Origin of the sequence: Bradyrhizobium huanghuaihaiense (assembly GCF_025200885.1) — a bacterium.
GTDB lineage: Bacteria > Pseudomonadota > Alphaproteobacteria > Rhizobiales > Xanthobacteraceae > Bradyrhizobium > Bradyrhizobium huanghuaihaiense.
In genome coordinates this window covers 9557653-9573245 of record NZ_CP104172.1, presented here as the reverse complement: position 1 = coordinate 9573245, position 15593 = coordinate 9557653, and the positions used below count along the sequence as shown (strand labels likewise).

Below are 15593 nucleotides of genomic sequence, written 5' to 3'. Positions count from 1 at the left end.
AGCGGGGGAGGTGAAGTAAGAAACGTCAGCGCTTGTTCTTGACCGGAACGTCCATGTCCTCGATCTTCAGCTCGCGCACCGGCTCGAGCACGGCCCAGGCGACGTTCGGATCGACCTTGACCTTGAAGTGATACATGCTCTGCAGCGCCTGATGGTCTTCTTTCCGGAATACCATCTTGCCCTTCGGCGTGTCGAACTCTAGGCCTTCCATCGCGCTGATCAGCTTCTCGGTGTCGGTCGACTTCGCCTTGGTGACGGCAGCGACGACGGACATGGCGGCGGCGAAGCCGCCCGCGGTGAAGAAGTCCGGCGGGGCGTTGAAACGCTTCTGATGCTCGGCGACCAGCCAGTCGTTCACCGGGTTCTTCGGGATGTCGTAGAAGTAATAGGTCGCGCCTTCCATGCCGGGCAGACCCTTATAGGCGGCGAGCGCCGGCAGGATGTTGCCTCCGGTGGAGAGCTCGATGCCGTAGCGCTTCGGGTCCATGTCCTGGAGCTTTGCCAGCGGATTGCCGGCGCCGGCCCAGATCACCCAGATCACCTTGCGGCCCGGCTTGTCCTTCAGCGCATCGAACAGGCGCTGGCCGACCGCGGTGAAGTCGGTGGTCGAGGTCGGGGCATATTCTTCCGCAGCGAGCGTCGCGCCGGTCTTGGCCAGCGCCTCCTTGAAGGCGGCGACGCCGTCGCGGCCGAAGGCGTAGTCCTGTGCCAGCGTCGCGACGGTGACGCCCTGCTTGCCGATCGCGACCGCGTTGGAGATCGCGTCCTGCGAGGAATTGCGCGCGGTGCGGAAGATGTAGCGATTCCACTTCTCGCCGGTAATCTGGTCCGCGACGGCGGGCTCGACGATCAGGATCTTCTTGTTCTCTTCGGCCACCGGGAGAATCGCCAGCGCCGCAGCCGACGAGGTCGTGCCGATCGCGATGTCGGCCTTGTCGTCCTGATAGGCTTCCGCGAGCGCAGCCTTGGACAGGTCCGGCTTGCCCTGGTCGTCCTTGGTGATGACAACGATCTTGCGACCGTCGAGCGTCATGGTGCCCTTGGTGGCGTATTCAAAACCCATCCGCAGGCCGGTCTCGGTCTGCTTGGCATAGGCTTCCAGCGGACCGGTCTTGCCGTAGATCAGCGCGACCTTGAGATCGTCGGCCCGTGCGGAGGTACTCGCGGCGAGGGCGAGGATGGTTGTTGTTATGATGAATGATCGACGCACGATGGTCCCTCCTGATTCAAAGTTTCTCGGCAACAGCGATTTGCACAACACTACGAACATTGCAATTGAACCTCCGGCCGAGCGTGTCGGCCTTTCGAGCCTGCATCATTTTTGGGCTTGCCGCATGGTGCCCGATACGTCGGCGCCCTCGGCTTGACGTCGATCCGACTGCGCTTCCTCCGCGCTCTCGAAAATATGCGGCGCGACGCCGCGCTTCTCCAGGGCTTCGCCGAGCTTGATGCGCAGGAAGCCCGAGGTGGTGTAGCGCGACACGCCGGAATAGAAGCGGTCGACCAGGCTGCGCACCATGGCAGAATAATCGTCCATCAGTTCCGGCAGGATGGAAAAGTTGTCATAATTGACGATGGCGTAGACCCGGCGGCCGAGCGGTGCGAGCTTCGCCTCGACGATATCAGCGATGGTGTCGATCTCCGCCTTGCTGCGCAGCGGATAGCGCTCCAGATTGACGAAGAACAGGTTCTGCTGCTCATCCAGGGTGAAGCGCTGGTCGAGCGGAATGGTGAGCAGGCGCTCGCGCAGCTCCATGGGGCCGTCGCGGAAGATGCGAGCGTCCATCAGGGCTGGGTCGCGCGGGATCAGCGGCTTGAAGTCCATCAGGCGCAGGATGTCGCGCTCGATGTCGATGCCGGGCGCGACTTCCGTGAGCTCGAGCCCGTCGGGCCTGAGCTCGAGCACGCAGCGTTCGGTGACATAGAGCGTGCGTTGCTTGCGCGCGGCGGCGAACGGGCCGCTGAAGGTGACGTGCTCGACCTTGTCGACGAACTTGCGCGACTTCGCCTCGTCGAGGATGACGAGCTTGCCGTCATTCACCGCGATGCGCTGCTTGCCCGCGCCGAACGTGCCGACGAACACGACCTCCTTGGCGTTCTGGCTGATGTTGATGAAGCCGCCGGCGCCGGCAAGCTTCGGCCCGAACTTGCTGACATTGAGATTGCCGGCACGGTCGACCTGGGCGAGGCCGAGGAACGCGGCATCCAGGCCGCCGCCGTCGTAGAAGTCGAACTGATTGGGCTGGTCGATCACCGCCTGGGTGTTGATCGCCGCGCCGAAATCGATGCCGCTCGCGGGGATGCCGCCGATCACGCCCGGCTCCGCCGTCAGCGTGATGAGGTCGATGATCCGCTCTTCATTGGCGACCGAAGCGATGCCCTCGGGCATGCCGATGCCGAGATTGACGACGCTGTTGGCCTTGAGCTCGAGGGCGGCGCGCCGGGCGATGATCTTGCGCTCGCTGACCGGCATCACCGGCAGGGAAGCGGCGCGGACCCGGATCTCACTGCTGAAGGCGGGATTGTATTGCGTGCCGAAGGTCTGCCAGTGGTTCTCAGGTCTCGCCACCACGACGCAGTCGACGAGAATGCCGGGGATCTTGACCTGGCGCGGATTGAGGCTGCCGCTCTCGGCGACGCGCTCGACCTGGGCGATGACGATGCCGCCGGAATTATGCGCCGCCATGGCGATGGCGAGCGCCTCCAGCGTCAGCGCCTCTTTCTCCATGGTGAGGTTGCCGTCGGGATCCCCTGTGGTGGCGCGGATGATCCCGACATTGATCGGGAACGTCTTGTAGAGCAGGCACTCCTCGCCGCGCAGCGTGATCAGCTCCACCATGTCCTCGGTGGTGCGCGCGTTCAGCTTGCCGCCGCCATGCCGGGGATCGACGAACGTGCCCATGCCGACGCGGGTGATGTGGCCGGGCCGGCGCGCCGCGATGTCGCGGAACAGGTGCGTGATCACGCCCTGCGGCAGATTATAGGCCTCGATCTGGTTGGCGATCGCGAGCTGCTGCAGCTTGGGAGCAAGGCCCCAGTGCCCGCCGATCACGCGCCGGACCAGGCCTTCATGCGCGAGATGATTGAGGCCGCGGTGCTTCCCGTCGCCCTGGCCGGCCGCATAGACCAGCGTCAGGTTGCGCGGCTTGCCCTGCGTATAGGGCGCATCGCCCTCGTTGGACAGATAGAGCTCCTCCAGTGCGATCGCGATCTCCTCGGCAAAGCCGATACCGACGAAGCCGCCGGTGGCCACCGTGTCGCCGTCACGGATCAGCATGACGGCTTCCGCCGCGGTGACGACTTTGCCCTTCTCGGCGTTGCGCAAATAGGGCAAGGCAGGATGCTGGCTCATGGCATTCCCTCCCATGTCTGTTGCGGACCGCATGCCGGTTCTTCTCGTTTGCCTCTATTCGTATCGCGTGGAGCGGCTGGCGACCAGCCGCTCCGGCGTCGCGGGGGGGCGCGGTCAGCCCGTTCAGGGCTGGGCGACCTTGCGTGTTTCTGTGGCGAAATAGACCGAGACGACCGTGATGACCGCCAAGGCGATCATGTAGAGCGAGATCGGCCAGGTCGCCGGCGCATAGGCCGTCATCAATCCCGTCGCGATCAGCGGCGACAGCGCGCCGGCGAAGATCGAGGCGAGGTTGTAGCCGAGCGAGACGCCGCTATAGCGCACCTTGGTGCCGAACAGCTCCGACAGGAAGCTCGCCTGCGGGCCGTACATCGCGGCATGGCCGATGGCGAGGCCGAGCACGATCGCGATCCAGGCGTATTGCGGGTTCTTGGTCCCAAGCAGCATGAACAGCGGGAACGACATCAGCGCCGAGAACACCGCGCCGAAGATGTAGATCGGCCGCCGCCCGAGCCGGTCGGAGAGCGCGCCGAAGGCGGGGATGGTGAAGGTCTCGATCGCGGCGCCGATCAGCACGCCGTTGAGCATGTCCTGCTTGTTCATGCCGAGCGTTTGCGTGGCATAGGCGAGCACGAAGGTCGCGTAGATGTAGAAGAAGCCGTTCTCGGCGAAGCGCGCGCCCATCGCGAGCAGGATGTTCTTGGGATACATCCTGATCGCCTCGAGGATCGGCATCTTCACCTCCTGCTTGGTGTCCTTGACCTTCTGGAACTCCGGCGATTCCGCGATGGTGAAGCGGATCCACAGGCCGACCAGCACCAGCGCGATCGAGAACAGGAACGGAATGCGCCAGCCCCAGGCATAAAGCTGCGCGTCGGTCAGCAGCGCCGATACCACCGAGAACACCAGCGTGCCGAGCACGAGGCCGAGCGGCGCGCCGAGCTGCGGCCAGCTTCCGTAGAAACCCTTCTTGTCCGCGGGCGCATGCTCGACCGCCATCAGCACCGCGCCGCCCCATTCGCCGCCAAGGCCAAAGCCCTGGATCAGCCGGCAGGTGACGAGCAGGATCGCGGCCCAGATGCCGGCGGTCTCGTAGGTCGGCAGGAAGCCGATCGCCGCCGTCGCCGCGCCCATGATCAGCAGCGTCAGATAGAGCATGGTCTTGCGGCCGATCTTGGCGCCGTAGTGCCCGAACACGACGCCGCCGAGCGGGCGCGCGATGAACCCGAGCGCGTAGGTCGCGAACGCCAGCAGCGTTCCCATCATCGGGTCGAAGGTCGGAAAGAACAGCTTGTTGAAGATCAGCGCCGCGGCCGTGCCGTAGAGGAAGAAGTCGTACCACTCGATCGCCGTGCCGATCAGGCTCGCGGTGGCGACCGTTACGTGCGAGGGCTGTCTCGTCTGAAGCTGATGGACCGAGATCGCTTCACTCATCTTGCGTCCTCCCTGGTTGCGAATGCGCATGTGCAGCATGCGTCATTGTGCAAAAGCGAAGAGCAAGGTCCGCGCCAGATGCCGCAGGTTTGCGCAAATTGGCCGAAAACCCAGCAGATTCAGCGAATGCTTCGGGACGAAGCGGCCAGATCGCGTGTCAGGAATCCGAGACTCTGGACACCCAGAGTCTCGAAACTCAGACGGAGGCTGGTCCCGCGGCGAGGCCGAACTTGGCGAGCTTCTTGTAGAAGGTCGCACGCGAGATCCGCAGCATCTTGGCGGCCTCCGAGATCTGGCCGTTGCTGGCGGCGAGCGCCTGCTCGAGCGTGTGCTTCTCGAACTCGGCCTCGGCCTCGGCATAGGGCACCACCGTTCCGGCCGGGCGCTCGGCCGGTGCAAGCCTGACCTCGGCGCCGACGGGGAGGATACGGAGGAAGTCGTCGCCGGTCAGCCGCCCGGAATCGCTGAGGATCAGCGCGCGCTCGAGGATGTTGCGGAGCTCGCGGACATTGCCCGGCCAGTCGTAGCGGGCGAGCGCGGCCAGCGCGCTCGGCGTGATCTTGGCCTTGACGTAGTCGCCGGACGCGCTGATGTCGTCGAGCAGCCGGGCGCAGATGTCGGGGAGATCGTCCAGGCACTGACGCAGCGGCGGCAGGTCCACGGAGAGCACGTTGAGGCGATAATAGAGATCGGGCCGGAATGCGCCGTCGCTGACGCGCTTGCGCAGATCGACATTGGTTGCGGCGATGACGCGGACGTCGACCTTGCTGATCTTGTCCGAGCCGAGCGGCTCGATCTCGCGCTCCTGCAGCACGCGCAGGAGTTTTGCCTGGAGCTGCAGCGGCATCTCGCCGATCTCGTCGAGGAACAGCGTGCCGCCATCGGCGACCCGGAATTTGCCCTCGCGCCCCTTGCGGTCGGCGCCGGTATAGGCGCCGGGAACGGTGCCGAAGAATTCGGACTCGATCAGCGTTTCCGGGATCGCCGCGACATTGACGCTGACGAACGGCTTGTCTGCGCGGGAGGAGGCGTTGTGGATCGCCTGCGCCAGCATTTCCTTGCCCGTTCCGGTCTCGCCGGTGAGCAGCACCGTGACGCTCTGCCGTGCGGCGCGGCCCGCGAGCTCCTTGGCCTGCGCGATTCCCGGCGTCGTGCCGACGAAATCGGCGAAGGTGAAGCGCGCGGCGCGGGCATTGGACAATTGCCGGCGCGCCAGCCGCAAATCGCTCTCGAGCTGGGCGACGCGGGCGAGCAGGGGTTTCAGACTCTCCAGATGGTCATAGAGCACGAAGCCGATCGCGCCGATGACCTTGCGGTTCTCGTCCTCGATCGGCATGCGCGTCACCACGAGCTGCTCGCCGCCGAGCTCCATGATGTCGAGCAGGATCGGCTCGCCGGTCTCGGCCACCTTCCGCATCAGGCTGTTCGGAATGACCTCCTCGATCGGGCGGCCGATCGCTTCCGCCGTGTGCCTGAGGCCGAGCGAGGCCAGATATTTCTCGTTGACGTAGACGACGCGCCCGCCGCGATCGATCGCAATCGCGCCTTCGCAGAGGTTCTCCAGCCGCTCGAACAGCGTCACCATTGCGCGCGCACGGAGATAGGCGGGATCGCTGACGGCAGAAGTAGGGACGGACATGGCGTGCCTCGCGGGAAGCCCGCCTGTGTATTAGCAAAAGTGTAGCGATTTCAAAGGGAGAATTGAGGGCTGGGCCGTTCGCAATCTATCCACCGTCACCCTGAGGTGGCCGCTTCTTCAGCGGCCCTCGAAGGGCGACGGCCCGGCTGCATCTCGGCCGTTCATCCTTCGAGGCTCACCCCACGATGCGTTCGCATCGCGGATCTCGCACCTCAGGATGACGGAACGCAGGTCCTGGAGCGGCCCCCTACCGTCGATACCCGCTCGCCCGCGAATAGCCCTGACGGTTCTGCTGCATCGGGCGGCTGGCGACGCTGCCGCGGGCTTCGCTGGAGACCGGCGTTGCGAGCTTCAGCTCCTCCAGGAAGATCGGGCGGGAGAAGTAATAGCCCTGCGCGTAGCGGATCTTGGTCGCGGCCTGGAGATAGGCGAGCTCCTCGTAGGATTCGAGGCCCTCGGCGATCACGGTGATGCCGAGCGCCTCGCTCAGGGATTCGATCGCGCGCAAGATGCCCTGGCTGCGCGGGCGCTTGTGGATATCAGTGATGAAGGAGCGGTCGATCTTGATCTCGTCCGCGGTGATGTCGGCGAGCGCCGAGAGTGAGGAATAGCCGGTGCCGAAATCGTCGATCGAGATGCCGACGCCGAGCTTGCGGAACATCGGCAGGATCTCGGCCTGGAAATGATTCTTGGCGACGAAGGCGTCTTCCGTCACCTCGATCATGAAGCGCTGCGGAAAGCCGGTCTCCTCCAGCGCCCGCGCGAAGCTGCGCATGAACTCGGGATTGCCGGCCTGCTTGGCGGCGACGTTGATGCTGATGGTCGCTTCCGCGCCGAAGGTGTCGTTGATCAGGTCGATCGACTTGACGATCTCGGCGAGCACGAGATGGGTCAGCTCGTCGATCAGGCCGAGCTCGCCGGCGAGATTGATGAACGAGCCCGGCGCCTGGATCACGCCTTCGTCGTCGCGCAGGCGCACCAGGGCCTCGATGCCCTTCACGGCCTGCGTGCGGATGTCGACCTTGGACTGGAAGGCGCAGCAGAAGCGCTTCTCCAGGATGGCGAGCCGCAGCGACTGCTCGATCTTGCTCCGCGCCAGCGCCTCGCGCTCCATGCTGGCGTCGAAGAACGCGGCCAGTCCCTTGCCGTTGTTCTTGATGCGGTACATCGCGATGTCGGCGTTCTGCCGCAGCGTCTCGAAGCTGCGCCCGTGGTCGGGATAGAGGCTGATGCCGACCGAGGTCGAGGCGAAGACTTCCGAATGGTCGATGAAGAACGGCGCGGTCAGCCGCTCCAGCGTCGATTGCATGAACTCGGCGACTTCCTCCTGGCTCTGGATCGGAGAGAGCAGCAGCAGGAATTCGTCGCCGGAGATGCGCGACAGCATGTCGGAATCGCGCAGGTCGCGCCCGAGCCGCTTCGACAGCTCGACCAGCAGCGCATCGCCGACGGCGTGGCCATAATAGTCGTTGATGTGCTTGAAATTGTCGACGTCGAGAAAGGCCAGCGCGAAGCGCTCACTGCTGCCATCGTGTGCGAGCAGGCTGTTGGCGCGATGCTCGATCACGCGGCGCGAGGGCAGGCCGGTCAGCTCGTCGAAATAGGCCGAGCGGAACAGCTGGTCCTCGAAATTCTTCTGCTCGGTGATGTCGGAGGAGGCCGAGATCAAGAGCTCGCGTCCGGCGAGGCGAACGGGACGATGGGTCGTGAGCAGCACCTGGCGCGCGGCGCCGTCGTGAAGCGCTTCCTCGGTGACGATGGGCTGGCCGGCGCTCAGCGCCTTGCGGCACGCTTCGCGGCGCGGCGCCAGATCCGGCGAGGGACGGCTGCCGTCCATGCCGAGCTGGGCGGCTGCAGCATCGTTAACCAGCAGAAGCTCGCCATGGGCGTCCTGCACGGTCAGGCCCGCCGGCAGCATTCTAACGATTTCCTTGAGAAATCCGAGTTCGGCTTCATTCGCGCCGGAATATTTGTTGTCGTTCATAGAAGTCATGAATCTTGTTGTTCAGCGCGCCTTTGCAATGCACGCAATCATGCGCAGTTCCCTCTTAAGTTTGGTTAAGGGGTGCGGAGAAATACGGGGGTGTCGTTGACGAAACTTGCGGCGATGCGACGCGCGCAGAAAATCGTCATTAACAGAGCGTCAACGGCACGCGCGAAAGCGCGCGTGACCTGCGCGCTCCTCTTTCGTTTGTTTCGAGTCTAGCCGCCCTTGGGGATCCGGCATTGCATGATGCAATGCAGGCCGGACTTGAGATAGGAGATCTCGGTCCTGCCATCGAAAGCCGAAAGGGCCGATTTCAGCAGCTTGGTGCCGAAGCCGGGCTCGGACACCTTGTCCACGCTCGGCCCTTCGGTTTCGTCCCAGGTGACGGTCAGGCGGTCCTCGCTGACGGTCCATGACACCTGCAACAGACCGCGGGGCGCGGAGAATGCGCCATACTTTCCTGCATTGGTGGCGAGCTCGTGAAACATCAATGACAGCGTGACCGCGAGCTTCGGCGGCAGGAACAGCCGGTCGCCGTTGAGGGTGAAGCGGACATGGCCGTAAGGCCCGAGCTCGGCGATCAAGAGGTCGCGGATATCGCAGCCCCCCTTGTCGATCCTGGAAATCAGATCGTCGGTCGTGGCCAGCGAACGCAGCCGCGGATCGATCCGGGCCCAGACCTGTGGCTGGTCGTGCAGCACCTGATGAATCACGGCGTGCACGGTCGAGAGCTTGTTCTTCAGCCGGTGCTGGAGCTCGTCGACCAGCAGCTTGCGATACTCTTCCTCCTCGATCAGGCGCTTCGAGATCCGGCGCTGCTCGATCAGGAGCGTACGATAATGTTCGACGCCCCAGATGGTGAGTGCGCAGACCACCCAGTACAGCGCCAGCAGGGCAAAGCGGGCGTTGTCGGCAATGGCATCGCTGAAATTCAGGACCACGCCGAGCACGCCGCCGATGATCGCGGTCACGATGCCGATGCGGAAGCCTCCGAAGGCGGCGGCGAAGAACACGGCCGGAAAATAGGGGGTGAAATAGACGTCGGGCCGGACATGCGCGAGGCCCCAGCGCGCCAGCGTCGCAACCAGCAGGCAGGTGATCGCAAAGCCGATGCTCAGGCCGAGCGACGGCGGCGCCACGCCCTGCCAGCCCTTGCGGAACTCCTCGATCAGCTTCTCCATGCGCAGCCCGGTTGCGACGTGCGGCCGCCTTGAATGTTACGCATGTCGGGCGCGCAAGCAAAGCTTGCCTTGTCGGAAGCCGGCAGGAATAGTGACCGTCGCGGCGCCGACTGTCGCGGTGCCGTCGTCGATCGGTGTTCGCCGTTTGGCGTCAAGGGGTTCGAAAGCAGGGACATTCCATGGGCAGGCTAGACGGCAAGGTGGCGGTGATCACGGGCGCAACCAGCGGGATCGGACTGCGGACTGCTGAAGTCTTCGTTGCCGAAGGTGCCAAAATTGTGATCGCCGGGCGGCGCATACCGGAAGGCGAGGCGCTGGCGAGGCAGCTCGGGGAAAACTGCGTCTTCCGCCAGACCGACGTGACGGTCGAAGCGCAGATGCAGGCGCTGATCGCGCTCGCGGTGGAGAGGTTCGGCCGGATCGATTGCCTGTTCAACAATGCCGGCGGCCCGGCGCAGACCGGCGGCATCGAGGGTCTCGAGGTCGACCGCTTCGACGCGGCGATGGCGACGCTGGTGCGCAGTGTCATGCTCGGCATGAAGCACGCCGCGCCTTATATGAAGAACCAGGGTTTTGGCAGCATCATCAACAATGGCAGCATTGCTGGCCGCCTCGCCGGGTTTTCCTCGTCCATCGTCTATGGCGCGGCCAAGGCTGCGGTGATCCATCTCACCAAATGCGTGGCGATGGAGCTCGGCGAATCCAACGTGCGCGTCAACTCGATCTCGCCCGGCGCGATCGCGACCGGCATTTTCGGCAAGGCGCTGGGGCTCTCGACCGACGCCGCGGAGAAGACGCCGGCCGTGATGCGCGAGGTCTACAAGACCGCGCAGCCGATCCCGCGCGCAGGTCTTCCTGATGACATCGCCCATGCCGCGGTGTTCCTGGCGAGCGACGAATCCAGCTTCATCAACGGCCACGACCTCGTCATCGACGGCGCCATGACCGGCGGCCGCAACTGGAGCCAGCAGCAGCAGGGCTTGAGCGCCTTGCGCAAGGCGTTCGATCAGGGGGCGTAGAGCTACGACGATGGTGCCGTAGGGTGGGCAAAGGCGCGCCCTTCGCGCGCCGTGCCCACCATCGTGTTCAAATAGAGAGAGAGGGTGGGCACGCTTCGCTTTGCCCACCCTACGAGACTCTCGTGTCCCGGACGCGGTGCGGCGCGAAGTGCCGCACCGCAGAGCCGGGGCCCATCCAGCCGCAGCTTACCTCTGGCTTTCTGGGTCCCGGCTCGCGCTCCGCGCGTCCGGGACACGAGAAATCTCACACCGCCTTCACCGTCACCCGCAGCCCGTCTCGCGGCTTCGGGATCGGCCACATCTGCCAGTCCGGCTTGTAGCCCGGTTGCAGCGACACCTCGATGTTCTGCAAAAAGTGCCGCGCGAAGCACTTCGCCTGCATGTAGGCGAAGTGGAGGCCGAGGCACATATGGGCACCGCCGCCGAACGGGACCCAGGCGAAGCGGTGGCGGCCACGCTGGGCTTCCTCGGTGAAACGCAGGGGATCGAAGCGGTCCGGCTCGGGCCAGATGTCCTTCATGTGGTGCGTAAACAGCGGATTGACGCCGACCGCGGTGCCGGCGGGAATCGTGTAGCCCTTGAAGGTGAAATCGCGCATCGCCCGGCGCGGCATCGAGGGCACCGGCGGCTTGATCCGCAGCGCTTCCTTGAAGGCCATCTCCGACAGCGGCATCTTTTCGAGATCGTCGAAGCTGCTGGGGGCATCAGGAGCAAGCCCGAGCGCCAGAACCTCCGCGCGCAGCCTGTCCTGCCAGTCCGGATTGGCGGCGAGCTCGCCGATGAAGGAGGTGAGCGACGAGGTCAGCGTGTCGTGCGCGGCCATCATCAGGAAGCTCATATGGTCGATGATGTCCTGCTCGGACAGCAGCGCGCCGTCTTCATGGGTGGCGCGGCAGAGCTGCGAGAACAGGTCGTCGCCGCCGTGATTGCCGCGGCGGAGCGGGATCTGCTGGCGGAAATAGGCGACGATGCGCTTGCGCCCCGCAACGCCGCGCGCCATCTGCGTGCCCGGCAGCGGCCTGCGGACCGGGGCGACGGCGGCCGCCACCATGTCGACGAAGGCGCGGTTGATCTCGTCGACCTCCGGCCCGATATCGGCGCCGAGGAAGGACGCGGCGGCGAGATCGAGCGTGAGCTGCTTCATCGCCGGATAGAGCTGCATCTCGCCGGGCTTCGCCTTCCACTGCGCGACGCGCGCGGCAATGCCGCGGTCGAGATCGCTGAGATAGGACTTCATCGGTCCGGACTTGAACGCGACCGACAGCGTCTTGCGATGCAGACGGTGCTCGTCGAAATCGAGCAGCATCAGCCCGCGCGGAAACAACAGGCCCAGCACCTTGTTCCAGCCATGGGTCGAGGAGAACAGTTTCTGCTGGTCGAACATCACGAGCTCGTTGGCCTCGGGGCCGAGCAGCACGACGTTGGTCTCGCCGAACACATGGGTGCGGTAGACCGGGCCGTACTTGGCGCCGTTTGCCTCGATATGCCCCTTGGGGTCGGCGAGCACCTGAAAGGTCTTGCCGATGATCGGCCAGCCCTCGTCGCCGGGAATGTGCGTCAGCTCGTTACGCCTCGGTGCGGTGAACGGAAGCGCAGGGGCGGCCACATTCTGCATCGACATGAGGATTGCTCCGTTGGCAGACCCGACCAGCATAGCACATCCGGGCGCGATCACGCTGCGGTCGTCTTGCGCACAAAATCGTCACGGCTGTCGTCCCGGCGAACGCCGGGACCCATAACCCCGGGAAGCAGTTTGTTACGAGTTGGTAGTCGCGAGTCTTCGCCAAACACAATTCGGTGGTTATGGGTCCCGGCTTTCGCCGGGACGACAAGCGCGCCCTACCGCTTCGCTGCTTCCTTCTGCAGATCCGGCGCGTTGACCGCGGGAATGGCGACGCGGCCGGGGCCGGTGACTTTCAGCGCCTCGGCGGCCTTCTCGTTCGCCATGATCTTGGCCATCACGGCCTGCCCCGCACGCTCGAAGATCGCGCGGTTCTCGATCACGAATTTTTGCGACCGGCGCAGACCGTCGATGTAGCCGTTGATCTCCGGCACGACATAGCGCGCCACCATGTCCCAGCTCCGGCGCGTGTTTTCCGGATTGGCCCAGTCGTGCACGAAGCCGATGATGGCACCGACGCCGCCGGACACCTCCATCACGTTCTTGATGGTTTTGACGAGATCATCGGGCGTGCCGATGGTGGACGCCGCGCCTTCGACGAAAGCGGTCTTGTCGACGGCCTCGTCCGGCGAGGAGAACGCGGTGAGGCCCGGCCGTTGCAGCGTGCCGACATTATATTCGTTGTGCCAGCGCATCAGCCCGGCGCCGGCCTCCTTGCGGGCCTGCTCGCGGGTCTCGGCGATATGGAAGGTCAGCAGCACGCGCCAGTCGGCGCGGTTGACCTTCGTGCCGTGCTTCTTGGCGGCGTCCTCGGCGAACTGCCATTGCTGCTGCAGCGACATCAGGCCCTGCGTCGTCATCGAGCCCAGCGAGATGATGCCGATGCCGTATTTGCCGGCGAGCGTCATGCCCGACGGCGAGATCTGCGAGGCCACCACGAACGGCATCTCCTCCTGCAAGGGCAGGATCTGCAGCGCGGCGTCGTTCATGGTGAACCAGTCGCTCTTCGCCGTGACCCGCTCGCCGTTGAACAGGCGGCGGATCACGCCGATCGCCTCGTCCTGGCGGTCGCGCTGCGTCATCGGGTCGATGCCGAGCGTGTGCGCGTCCGAGGCGAGCGCGCCGGGACCTGAGCCGAAGATGGCACGGCCGCCGGTCATGTGGTCGAGCTGGACCATGCGCTGGGCGACGTTGAAGGGATGGTGATAGGGCAGCGAGATGACGCCGGTGCCGAGCTTGATCCGCTTGGTGCGCTCGCCGGCGGCCGCCAGGAACATCTCGGGCGAAGCGATCATCTCCCATCCGGAGGAATGATGCTCGCCGCACCAGAACTCGTCATAGCCGAGCGCGTCCAGCTGCTCGACGAGGTCGAGATCGCGCCGGAACTGCAGCATCGGATGCTCCCCGATCGGGTGATGCGGGGCAAGGAAGGCTCCGAACTTCAGGCGCGCCATGGCGTTCTCTCCGGCTGAATTTTCTGTTTGTTGAGACGGTGAAGCTACGTGCTGGGACCAGCGAACGCAATCACGCGATGTCCCGCGCAGCGGAATGCAGCTATGTGCTGACGTTGCCGCTTCTCCCTCTCCCCGTTCTTACGGGGGGAGGGTTGGGGTGAGGGGAGTCTCCGCGGGGACGGAGGTAGTTCGGTTTCGAGACAGCCCCAACACCGTCATTGCGAGCGCAGCGAAGCAATCCAGAGTCTTTCCGCGGAGGGATTCTGGATTGCTTCGCTGCGCTCGCAATGACGTGCTGAGGGGGGCGACGTTCCAATGGACAGCGCGACTCGCGGAGAGTCCCCCTCACCCGGAATTCAAACTGCGTTTGAATTCGGGCCTTTCCCCGCGCGCGGGGAGAGGCGAAAACCCGAAGCTACCGCGTCATCCTGTTCCATGCATCGAGGCCGGCGATCTTGTAGGCCTCGGCCAGCGTCGGATAGTTGAACGTGTTCTGGATGAAATAGTCGATCGTACCCTTGAGGTTCAGGACGGCCTGACCGATATGGATCAGCTCGGTGGCGCCTTCGCCCAGAATATGCACGCCGAGCAGGCGGCGCGTCTTGGTCGAGAAGATCATCTTCATCATGCCGCTGTTCAGCCCCATGATGTGGCCGCGCGAGGTCTCGCGGAAGCGGGCGATGCCGACCTCGTAGGGAATGCCGCGCGTGCGCACCTCTTCCTCGGTGAGGCCGGCGGTCGAGATCTCCGGCACCGAATAGATGCCATAGGGAAAGAATTCCGGCGGCGCCAACGGCTCCATGCCGAGCGCATGGCAGGCCGCGACGCGGCCCTGCTCCATCGACGTCGAGGCAAGGCTCGGAAAGCCGATCACGTCGCCGGCGGCATAGATGTGCGGCACGCTGGTCTGCAAGGTCACGGGATCGACCGTGATGCGGCCGCGATGGTCGACCGCGATGCCGGCGGCCTCGAGGTTGAGCCGGTCGGTGGCGCCGACGCGGCCCGCCGCGAACAGCAGCATCTCCGTGGTGACGTGCCGTCCGTCCGACAGATGCGTGACGATATGGCCCTGCGCATTCTTCTCGATCGACGTCACCTTGGAGCCGAGCCGCAGCGCGACATTGCGGTCGCGCAGCTCGTGCATGAACTCGTCGATCAATTCCTTGTCGATGAAATCGAGGAAGGTCGGCCGCGGCTCGATCAGGGTCACGGGCACGTCGAGTGCGCTGAAGATGGTGGCATATTCGACGCCGATCACGCCGGCGCCGATCACGGCGAGGCTGCGCGGCAGTTTCGGCAGCTCGATGATCTCATCGCTGTCGAGCACAGTGGTGCCGTCGAAGGGCACGTAGTCGGGACGGAACGGGCGTGTGCCGCAGGCGATCAGGATGAAGGCGGCGGACACCACCTTGGTCTCGCCGATTGAGCTCGTGATCTCGACCTCATGCGGCGAGACCAGGCGCGCCTCGCCATTGGCGGTGCGGACGAGGTTGCGGCTGAACTGATGCTCGAGCACCTCGACCTCGTGATCGAGCGTCTTCTGCAGCCGGGTCATCAGGTCGCTGGCCGCGATGTCCTGCTTCACCCGATAGGAGCGGCCGTAAAAGCCGCGCTCGCGCCAGCCGGACAGGTTCAGCACGGTTTCGCGCAGCGTCTTCGAGGGGATGGTGCCGGTGTGGACGGAGACGCCGCCGACCCGCCGGCCTTTCTCCACCACCAGCACGGACTTGCCGAGCTTGGCACATTGCACCGCGGCCCGGCGCCCCGACGGGCCCGAGCCGATCACCACCATGTCGTAGTCGTACATCGGAAGACTTCCGAACCCCTGCAATCCAGCGGGAACCGACATGCAGCAATCGGGCCAAAGCGACAAGTCCTACCTCCGAGGTAATCGCGCGGATGACCG

Annotated in this window: 10 protein-coding genes; 1 reads left to right on the top strand and 9 read right to left on the bottom strand. The window is 64.8% G+C overall.

The features are described from left to right. Positions 1-25 precede the first annotated feature (25 nt). From N2603_RS44510 to N2603_RS44485, 6 genes are all read right to left on the bottom strand, one after another. A complete protein-coding gene (locus N2603_RS44510) occupies positions 26-1210 on the bottom strand; it encodes a substrate-binding domain-containing protein (RefSeq protein ID WP_260387200.1) in 1185 nt (394 codons plus the stop codon). A 105-nt stretch (positions 1211-1315) separates the two neighbouring features. Continuing rightward, the gene (locus N2603_RS44505; protein ID WP_260387199.1) at positions 1316-3352 is read right to left on the bottom strand and encodes an acyl CoA:acetate/3-ketoacid CoA transferase; all 2037 of its coding nucleotides are present in this window, start codon (positions 3350-3352) and stop codon (positions 1316-1318) included. A 123-nt stretch (positions 3353-3475) separates the two neighbouring features. Next, the gene (locus N2603_RS44500) at positions 3476-4786 is read right to left on the bottom strand and encodes an MFS transporter (RefSeq protein WP_260387198.1); all 1311 of its coding nucleotides are present in this window, start codon (positions 4784-4786) and stop codon (positions 3476-3478) included. 196 nt (positions 4787-4982) lie between these two features. Next, positions 4983-6425, bottom strand: a complete 1443-nt coding sequence (locus N2603_RS44495) for a sigma-54 interaction domain-containing protein (protein WP_260387197.1) — start codon at positions 6423-6425, stop codon at positions 4983-4985. Between the two features lie 247 nt (positions 6426-6672). Beyond that, positions 6673-8409 carry a putative bifunctional diguanylate cyclase/phosphodiesterase gene (locus N2603_RS44490; RefSeq protein WP_260387196.1) on the bottom strand — a complete coding sequence of 579 codons (1737 nt, stop codon included), beginning with the start codon at positions 8407-8409 and terminating at the stop codon, positions 6673-6675. A gap of 218 nt (positions 8410-8627) precedes the next feature. Continuing rightward, positions 8628-9593 carry a sensor histidine kinase gene (locus tag N2603_RS44485; RefSeq protein ID WP_260387195.1) on the bottom strand — a complete coding sequence of 322 codons (966 nt, stop codon included), beginning with the start codon at positions 9591-9593 and terminating at the stop codon, positions 8628-8630. A 179-nt stretch (positions 9594-9772) separates the two neighbouring features. On the opposite strand from N2603_RS44485, the gene N2603_RS44480 reads away from it, so the two are divergent. Next, complete coding sequence (locus N2603_RS44480; protein WP_260387194.1) at positions 9773-10612, top strand: SDR family NAD(P)-dependent oxidoreductase; 840 nt, start codon at positions 9773-9775, stop codon at positions 10610-10612. A gap of 244 nt (positions 10613-10856) precedes the next feature. On the opposite strand, the gene N2603_RS44475 is transcribed toward N2603_RS44480, so the two are convergent. The 3 genes from N2603_RS44475 to sthA form a co-directional block, all read right to left on the bottom strand. After that, the gene (locus tag N2603_RS44475) at positions 10857-12233 is read right to left on the bottom strand and encodes a cytochrome P450 (protein WP_260387193.1); all 1377 of its coding nucleotides are present in this window, start codon (positions 12231-12233) and stop codon (positions 10857-10859) included. Positions 12234-12451: 218 nt separating this feature from the next. Continuing rightward, positions 12452-13687: an LLM class flavin-dependent oxidoreductase gene (locus N2603_RS44470; RefSeq protein ID WP_260387192.1), complete on the bottom strand. Its 1236-nt coding sequence runs from the start codon at positions 13685-13687 to the stop codon at positions 12452-12454. Positions 13688-14102: 415 nt separating this feature from the next. Beyond that, positions 14103-15494 carry a Si-specific NAD(P)(+) transhydrogenase gene (gene sthA, locus N2603_RS44465; protein ID WP_260387191.1) on the bottom strand — a complete coding sequence of 464 codons (1392 nt, stop codon included), beginning with the start codon at positions 15492-15494 and terminating at the stop codon, positions 14103-14105. Positions 15495-15593: the final 99 nt, after the last annotated feature.

Bases quoted from the DNA above. Each gene is read 5' to 3' on its own strand.
- N2603_RS44505 (WP_260387199.1), bottom strand. From the start codon at position 3,352: ATGAGCCAGCATCCTGCCTTGCCCTATTTGCGCAACGCCGAGAAGGGC.
- N2603_RS44500 (WP_260387198.1), bottom strand. From the start codon at position 4,786: ATGAGTGAAGCGATCTCGGTCCATCAGCTTCAGACGAGACAGCCCTCG.
- N2603_RS44495 (WP_260387197.1), bottom strand. From the start codon at position 6,425: ATGTCCGTCCCTACTTCTGCCGTCAGCGATCCCGCCTATCTCCGTGCG.
- N2603_RS44490 (WP_260387196.1), bottom strand. From the start codon at position 8,409: ATGAACGACAACAAATATTCCGGCGCGAATGAAGCCGAACTCGGATTT.
- N2603_RS44485 (WP_260387195.1), bottom strand. From the start codon at position 9,593: ATGGAGAAGCTGATCGAGGAGTTCCGCAAGGGCTGGCAGGGCGTGGCG.
- N2603_RS44480 (WP_260387194.1), top strand. From the start codon at position 9,773: ATGGGCAGGCTAGACGGCAAGGTGGCGGTGATCACGGGCGCAACCAGC.
- N2603_RS44475 (WP_260387193.1), bottom strand. From the start codon at position 12,233: ATGTCGATGCAGAATGTGGCCGCCCCTGCGCTTCCGTTCACCGCACCG.
- N2603_RS44470 (WP_260387192.1), bottom strand. From the start codon at position 13,687: ATGGCGCGCCTGAAGTTCGGAGCCTTCCTTGCCCCGCATCACCCGATC.
- sthA (WP_260387191.1), bottom strand. From the start codon at position 15,494: ATGTACGACTACGACATGGTGGTGATCGGCTCGGGCCCGTCGGGGCGC.